6 protein-coding genes are annotated in these 7,821 nt (G+C 62.0%); all 6 read right to left on the bottom strand.

The genetic code is table 11. The features are described from left to right. Positions 1-57 precede the first annotated feature (57 nt). A complete protein-coding gene (locus tag WBA38_RS00605; protein ID WP_424295231.1) occupies positions 58-879 on the bottom strand; it encodes an LppU/SCO3897 family protein in 822 nt (273 codons plus the stop codon). Between the two features lie 123 nt (positions 880-1,002). Further along, positions 1,003-1,527 (bottom strand): DUF402 domain-containing protein, encoded by a 525-nt coding sequence (locus WBA38_RS00600; RefSeq protein ID WP_424321807.1) that lies wholly within the window; start codon positions 1,525-1,527, stop codon positions 1,003-1,005. A 123-nt stretch (positions 1,528-1,650) separates the two neighbouring features. Then, a complete protein-coding gene (locus WBA38_RS00595) occupies positions 1,651-2,901 on the bottom strand; it encodes a PucR family transcriptional regulator (RefSeq protein ID WP_424321806.1) in 1,251 nt (416 codons plus the stop codon). After that, positions 2,898-4,313, bottom strand: a complete 1,416-nt coding sequence (locus tag WBA38_RS00590) for a phytoene desaturase family protein (protein ID WP_424321805.1) — start codon at positions 4,311-4,313, stop codon at positions 2,898-2,900. Before WBA38_RS00590 ends, WBA38_RS00595 begins: the two co-directional genes overlap by 4 nt. Further along, a complete protein-coding gene (locus WBA38_RS00585) occupies positions 4,310-6,199 on the bottom strand; it encodes a DUF3556 domain-containing protein (RefSeq protein ID WP_424321804.1) in 1,890 nt (629 codons plus the stop codon). Before WBA38_RS00585 ends, WBA38_RS00590 begins: the two co-directional genes overlap by 4 nt. 118 nt (positions 6,200-6,317) lie before the next feature. Further along, positions 6,318-7,790, bottom strand: coding sequence for a class I adenylate-forming enzyme family protein (locus WBA38_RS00580; RefSeq protein WP_424321803.1), 1,473 nt, complete (start codon positions 7,788-7,790; stop codon positions 6,318-6,320). Positions 7,791-7,821 lie beyond the last annotated feature (31 nt).

Below are 7,821 nucleotides of genomic sequence, written 5' to 3'. Positions count from 1 at the left end.
GGGAATCAACGCATCATGCGAGAACGCGGCCAGCGTTGCAGTTGTTGCAGGGAGGAGCTACTTCCAGGTGTAGTTGCCGAGGATTTCGGCGCAGAAGCCGATCTCGGCGTTCCCCTTTTCGATGTCGTAAGCGAGGACCTTCTGCTTGTCGGGGTCGGTGCAGTTCGGGACGTCCTTGGAATCGACGCGCTCGGTGACCTTAAAGGCGATCGTCGAAAAGCCGGAGGTTTCAGTGCAGGCGACGGTCTTCAAGTTCACACTCAGCGCAAGACTTGACTCCGAGTAGCACTCGCCAACCTGCAGGTTCGGAATCAGACAGAGGGCCCGATCGCTCGCGCCCGTTCCAGTCTCGGTGTACCAGTACTCGTAATCGGCGCCCTTGCATGCGTCTTCGCTCGACAGTTTGGCTCCGACAATGAACGAAAGTTTGGTGGTGTCCGAACAATCGATGGCCGCGGTCTCGACATTGAGCACCGACTTCTCCGATTCCGAGATCGTGATGCACGAGCCGACTGGGCTCGTTTCGACCGACGTACCGCTGTTCTTGTTGCGAGTTACCATCGTGAAAAGCGTGGCAGCGACGAGGATAGCCAGGACTACCCCGATGATGATGGCAATGCGAGCGCCCTTGCCCATCCCGGACTTCGGCGGCGGTCCAGGAGGGAGTTGGCTGGCCATCGGGCTGCCGGGGAGCGGGCCACCCGGTGCCGGGTAGCCACTCGGGATCTGCCCAAACGGGCCAGCGGGCGGCTGCTGACCGTAGTTTGGGTAAGGTCCCGCGGCGGGGTTCGGCTGACCCGCACCGGGCTGGAACGGATCGGGCTGGAACGGTGGGTTCGGTGGAACATTGCCGGAATGATTCGGCGGGGGCGTGGTCACAGAGGGGACCTTCCTGAGGTCGCAGTAAGGAAAACTCTCAGGAATCCTGACACACGCGTCGCGGCCAATTAACCAGCGGGTCCGACAGTATGTTTCTGCTTCGTTGAGTGTCGGGTGCTTCGGCTAGCTGTCGTCTAACCAGGTGAGTGGTTCACCGACCTGTCCGTTGAGCCAGAGTTGGATGTTTCCACTGCTTGCGGCACCAATCATGGTGGTCGTAGCGATCCGGACCGCATCTTCGGCACCGGCGAGGCTGAGGAAACCGGCAGCGTGCGCGAGGAAGAGTTCATCAACGTCGATGAGTTCCAACGCTTCACCCGGACGGTCGACGAGATCCAGGTACCAATCGACGGCATGCCACCGGCCGTCGGCGTCGGGGCCGGAGAACTCCCCGACATCGACGTACAGCCGTTGGCCATCGCGATAGCCATCGACGAAATGGAAGATGTTGGCGCGCAACCCGAGTGCAGGCAACAACCACGTCTCCAAATGATTGAAGCGGGGATGATCGGCGGTCCGCGACATGTACAACCCGTATTCGGTGAGGCGATACTCAAGAACAGGCCGCACAAAGCCCTTGTTGTCGGTGTTCGTCATCGCGGGGACGTCAAAGATTTCCCGCTTGGGCGGGTGAAGATCGGCGGCCATACCGCAAGCTTGTCACACGGATTGGGCGTCGCTTGGCGGGTCGAGAAAGAAGTCATATACCTGGACCCTTGACGGTATAGGGCCCACCACCGAAGGCACTATGCCACAGTGCAGGCGCACTCCCTACGCTCGCTGGGTACTCAAAACCAGTGGTCCGAGAAACTCGCAGGCGGTCAGTGCCAGAGCCAGATCTAGTCGGTCAGTGTCGGGGCGGACCGCTGCCAGGGCTTTGTCGATCCGATACTTGACAGTGTTTCGATGCAGCTGGAGCTGTTCCGCGGTCCGCAAATGACTTTCGCCCGTGGCGAAGTACCGGTTCAGGGTTTCGCGGAGCGGGCTGGCACCGGGTGTGTCGGCGGCGAGTTCCCGAAGCACCTCGTGAACCCAAACTCGGGTGACATCAACATCTTTCGCCAGCATCGACGCTACGGCGATCCCGCGGTCGTCGTAGCTGACCACCGACGTGGTTGGGCTAGCGGGGATACTCGCGACAGCGAATGCTGCCCGGGCCTGCTCGTGGCTGCGGCAGAAGCCCTCAACCCCGGAACCCACGAGACCAAAGGCCACCCGTACCCCTCCGGGTAGCGATACCTCGCGCATGACGTCGGCCGGTGTGGAACCGCGCGGATGACGGGCCGACGGAATCCATACCCACAGTGAAGAACCGTCCATGGGCGCGATCAGCGGCGGACCGGCAGCACCGGTACGGTTCACCGCATCCCGGGCAATCCGATCAAGATCGGCCAGGCTCGCCCGAGTGTCATCAGTGAGCCACAAGATCATCGCCCGGTGATCGCGATCGAGTTGGTAGCCGGTCTCCCGCTCAAATCGGTGTGCACTGGAAGAGGGTGCCGCCAGCAGATTGTGCACCGTCGATGACAACGCCGAACCTTGCGCGCCGATCCATCGAGCGCGTTCCTCCTCGTATGCGGCAAACACTTCTGCGGTCACCGAATCGATATACCGGTAGAGGACCGCCGAAACCTCGGCGGTGAGTGCGACGGTCTCGGGAGTCGCGAGACCTTGCTCGCCGATGATCTCGTAGCAGCGTCGAAGTGCCACGTTCTGACCCATGTGATAGGCCCTGACAAGCGCATTCGATGGGATTCCGCGCTGCGCCAGGCGCAGTGCATATTCGACCGCCGCAGTCGGCGGCTGCAGATGTGCGAGCGGGATGTCGTTGGCGAGCACGTCGACGATATTCGTCACATTGGCGTTCACGCTCGCTTCCAACATCGCGACCAGCACAGGGTCGCTGTCGAGCGGCTCAATACCGCGCATTAGTGCCGCGGTGACATCGTCGGACAACTGCTGTTGCGTGGTTCGCAACTGGCGTCCGACCGTTGCCACCCGCTCCGACAGGGCATCGGTCATCGGCGGTCCCGCCTCAACGCCGACTGCGCCGCATTGAATCCGCACAGTCCGTGGATGCCGGGCCCCGGCGGTGCGGACTGCGAGCAAAGGTACACGCCGTTGACCCCGGTGGCATACGGATCGATTGCGGTGCGAGGGCGAAAGAGCAACTGCAGGCCGTCGTTGGCGCCGCCCATGATGTCGCCCGCAGCATAGTTCAGGTTGTACTCGGCCATCTGCGGCACCGTGGTCGTCTTCATTTCGACGATGGTGTCGCGGAAGCCTGGTGCAAACCGTTCAATCTGCGCGATCACCGCTTCGGTCGCGTCTCCGGTGTACCCGGCCGGGACATGGGCATACGACCAGATCGGATTGATTCCACCGGAACTGCGTGACGGGTCAGCGACGTACTGCTGGCCGACCAGGACGAACGGTTTGTCCGCCATTACCCCGCGAGCGCGGAGATTCTCGGTATGCCGGATCTCGTCGAAGGTGCCGCCCAAATGTACGGTGCCAGCCTTCGCGCAGTCCGGATCACGCCACGGGATATCGCCGCGAATGGCGAAGTCGACCTTAAATGCCGCCGATCCCACTCGGTACTTCTGGTATGCGCGACGGATGCGTGACGGCATGAGGTCGCCGTAGAGGTGCTCGGCTTGAGCGGGAGACAGATCGAGCATGACGATGTCGGCATCGGGGATCTGACTGCGTGAGGTGATCGGGACGCCCGTCTCGATGCGCCCGCCGTGTGCAATCAGTGCGGCGGCAACAGCGCCGGTGATGGCTCCGGAACCGCCTTCGGCAACCGGCCACCCGTATCGGTGACCGCTTGCGGCGATCATTAGTCCGAGCGACGCGGTGAGCGGCTTATCGAATGATGTGTACACGTGCGCCGCGATTCCGCCGTATAGGGCGCGGCCAGCGTCAGTGCGAAAAGCCTTGGCCATCAAGCTGACTGGCAGCAATGCGCGGGGTCCGAAGGCTGCGAGCTTTATCGGGTGCGCCGGCAAATTGACGATGGGGCGCAAAAGGTCGTGGCCCAAGTCGTCGAAGTTGCGGGCAATGTCGCCGAATGCCGCGCGCCAGCGACGACCGTCGACTCCCAAACCGGCGACCGTCTCATCAATCGACTGGTACAACAGTGCGGTTTCACCGGAGTCGAGCGGATGAGCGCAGTCGATCTCCGGCCAGCGCCAGGTCAACCCGTACTGTGCTAGGTCGACGTCGCTCCAGAACGGTGAACCGACGCCCATCGGATGGAATGCCGAGCACAAGTCGTGCACCACACCCGGAACTAACAGTTCGGCGGAACGGGCCCCGCCACCGACGACGTCGGCGGCTTCCAGAACCTGAACATCAACACCGTTGCGGGCGAGATGGAGGCCAGCGGCGAGCCCGTTGGGCCCGCCACCGACGATGACGGCCGTCGTCATCCGGCGCTCCCGACTGACTCCTGGGGATCGGTGGAGATACGCTTCTTCGGCTGGGCTGCACGGGAATTGCTCACAGGGCCAGCCTGGTCCACCGAGGTGTAGGCGTCAATGCCCGTCTCGGAGCCACCGAATTCGCGACGCCACGTCACATGGACTGGAATCGGTCCGTTCGGTAGCCACGGCTGCTCTTCCACCGCGTCGAACACCCGCCACGTGCCGCGTTCCACCACGCCGAGTGCGGCATCGAGAACCAGATACTCTTGTGTGGCCTTGTGGATGGGCTGCGACTCGACCCATACGACGGTGAACTCGCCCGGCGCAAAATTGCAGCGACGCTGCAGTGCAGCGATCATCTTCGGGTTGTGGAGGTGGCCATCACCGAAGTTAAACGCGATGAGTGAGTTACAGGAGAACTCGGCCTCGCGCAGCGTGTAGGAGTTCAACCGGTCGTCACCAAGGTGACGCTGCATCACCGAGAACAAGCCGCGTCCCTGACTGTGCATGGACCGCCATGCCAGCATCTGATGCATGACGACGTTCGCGACCTCTTCGGGGAAGTTCGCCATCAGCTGAGTCTTCGTGTTCAGCGAAGCGCGAACCACATGCTGGTTGAGCTTCTCCTCGGCACCGGGAGCAAAGGCCCAAGTGGCAGACGCCCAGTTGCCCGCATACTGACGCATCGACGGCAGGAATGAGACCAGATCGGGTCGCAGATTGCCGAGAACTGGAAAGAACAGCAATGCGGCGACGATCAGCACCATCAACCACGGATGAGTCGTGTCGGTGACGGCATATCCGTCCCAGGCGGGGAAACCGAGGAATAGGAACACTGCGGCGTAGGCGAACAGGATATTCCACTCCAACGGCACGGCGAGGGGGAAGGTCGAGAAGATGAACAGGTGGAAGCACACCATCAAGATCACGGCCAGTACCGTCAGCGTTTTGTTGGTCGAGAACAACAGGATTAGCGGTGTCACGACCTCAACGAGGGTGCCGAGTGCATGGCCGAGGAAGCTAGCGGTCTTTGATGGGCGCATGTCGTTCGGGAACGACCGGTAGTTGAGTCGTTTGGCCCATTTGGATGCCAGCCACGGAGTATTCGAGATCATTGGCGCGATCACCATTGTGAAGTGCCTGCCGAACTTGGAGATACCAGCACCAACCCACACGATGACGATCATGAGCTTCAATGCCAGGATCATGTCGAGGAACGGCAGGAACGTGAAGAAGACGATGGCTGGGAGATACTGTTCCGAGCGGGCTGCTAGGAACGGGACTTTGTCGCGTAAGCCTAGGACCAGCATCAGCGCCAGGAATGAGTACAGCACCGCGGGGTTTACCAGGCCGTGGTTGTTGGGGACCAAGGCGTCCAGGGACGCGGTGTGAACCGTCGGCGCAAACAGTGCGACGACGAGGTTGATGAGCACCGCGGCGTACAGGCCGACGTCGAACAGGGTGCGGGAATCGCCCCTGGTGAACGGCACTTGATCGGGCCACGGTGGCAGGCGAATGGTCTTCGGTCGGAGCCAGAAGAGGGCACCGCCGGTCATCGGCTTGAAGTGGCCGGCGAGTGGGCCCCACGAACCGCCGACGCCGACGATCTCAATGAGGAGGGTCCAGAGGACCAGCTTTTGATAGATCACCGGCTGGTTCCACCACGCGGAGACGTCGAAGACGCCGTAACCGGTGGTCAGGGTGGCGATGGTGACCCCCACACCGATGTACAAGACCAGCACTTTGAGCAGGTAGATGATGTGCACCATCTTCTGCGTGCCAAAGCCGTACTCGGCCCAGTGCGCGCCGAGGACGCGCATGCGGTCCAAGAAGGGTTGTTGAGTGAAGGTTGCTGGGTCGACCGGCGGAAAGTCCGGTTGTGTCAGTCCCATGATGAGAGTCCGATCTTTGGGTGGCAGTGCCTGGAGGCCGTGCCTGTTTTTGGGATGGGGGTACCCACACAGATAGGTCGCGTTGTGCGGTGGGTTTCAGCGTTGACGAATCGGCCGGTTAGCCGGTTACACGACCGCGACGGAGGGCGGGTTTGTCAATTTTTCCGACGGGGTTGCGGGGGAGACCGTCAAGGATGTGGACGGCCTGCGGCAGTTTCACTTTGGCGAGTCGAGTCCGGAGGTGTTCGGTGAGTTCGGTTTCGTCGGCAGTGGCACCGGGGTGCCGGACCACATAGGCGACGGGCACCTCACCGTAGAGTTCGTCGGGGGCTCCGACGACTGCACACTCGAGGACGGCGGGATGGCTGGCGAGTGCGCTCTCGATTTCCTTGGGGTAAATATTCTCGCCACCGCGGATGATCATGTCCTTGATTCGGTCGACGAGCGTGAGGTAACCGTCAGCGTCGAGTTGTCCCACGTCGCCGGTGTGGAGTTGACCGTCGACGATGGTTTTCGTCGTTTCGTCGTCCCGCCCCAGGTAACCGAGCATTACGGTGGGGCCACCGATAACGACTTCGCCGGGTTCGCCGGGTGGAAGTTCTCGACCGTCAGCGCCGACGATGGTGATGGTTTGGCCGGGGAGGGCTGGTCCGACCGTCCCGATCTTTCGTTCGCCACGCAGCGGGTTGCACGCCGAGGCGCAGGTGCCCTCGGTGAGGCCGTAGCCCTCGAGAATAGGAAACGGGAAGCGCTGCTGGGCGAGCGTCAGCAGCTCGCGCGAGATGGGTGCGGCACCGCAAATGGCCGCTCGAAGCGACGAGAGGTCGGCGCCTTCGGCGAGGGGCGAGGAGACCAAGAGGGCGTAGATCGTGGGGACGCCCGAGAAATAGGTCGGACGGAGGTTTGCGACGTCGTCGAAGAAGCGACTCACCGAGAACTTGCCGGTGACGCTGACCTGACCCCCCGCGGTGAACGGTGCCAGCACACTGATGCAGATCGCATTGACGTGGAATAGCGGCAGGATGAGAAGGGCATGATCGTCCGGTGTGAGTTCCAACGCCTCGACCATCGACGAGGCCATGAACCGCAGGTTGTCGTGGGTCAGTTGGACGCCTTTGGGGCGGCCGGTGGATCCGGACGTATAGACCAACAATGCGACGTCGGCGCCTGCGGGACCGGTTGCCCCGGCCCACGTTTCAGAAGGTTCAGCAGCAAGTTCAGATACATCGATCACGGTGTGACCGGATGGTAGGTGATCGGTGCCGAGTTGGCGGTCGGCCACAATGACCCGTGCTTCTGCATCGGCGAACTGGTAGCCAGCCTCGTCGTCGGTGAATGCGGGGTTCACCGGTGTCGCAATGGCGCCGAGTCGCCAAGCCGCTGCCATCACCAGAATGAGTTCCGCGCGGTTGGGCAAGAATGTTGCGACGACATTGCCCGGTGCAATCCCCGCCGCAGCCAATTGCTCAGCGCAAGCCTCTACCCGGACCGCGAACTCGGCATACGAGTATGAACTCGCGTCGTCGCGGATACAGGGCGCATTCCCTCGGTCGGCGTTATCCCATGGGAAGTACGACGGGTTAGTGGGCACTGAATCACCTTTCCTAGTGGCTGTGAGTTAC

The organism is Gordonia sp. (in: high G+C Gram-positive bacteria) (assembly GCF_049647785.1).
Classification (GTDB): Bacteria; Actinomycetota; Actinomycetes; order Mycobacteriales; family Mycobacteriaceae; genus Gordonia.
This window is presented reverse-complemented; position numbering and strand designations above follow the sequence as displayed.

Coding starts and splice junctions, on each gene's coding strand:
- WBA38_RS00600 (WP_424321807.1), bottom strand. CDS start 1,527: ATGGCCGCCGATCTTCACCCGCCCAAGCGGGAAATCTTTGACGTCCCC.
- WBA38_RS00595 (WP_424321806.1), bottom strand. CDS start 2,901: ATGACCGATGCCCTGTCGGAGCGGGTGGCAACGGTCGGACGCCAGTTG.
- WBA38_RS00590 (WP_424321805.1), bottom strand. CDS start 4,313: ATGACGACGGCCGTCATCGTCGGTGGCGGGCCCAACGGGCTCGCCGCT.
- WBA38_RS00585 (WP_424321804.1), bottom strand. CDS start 6,199: ATGGGACTGACACAACCGGACTTTCCGCCGGTCGACCCAGCAACCTTC.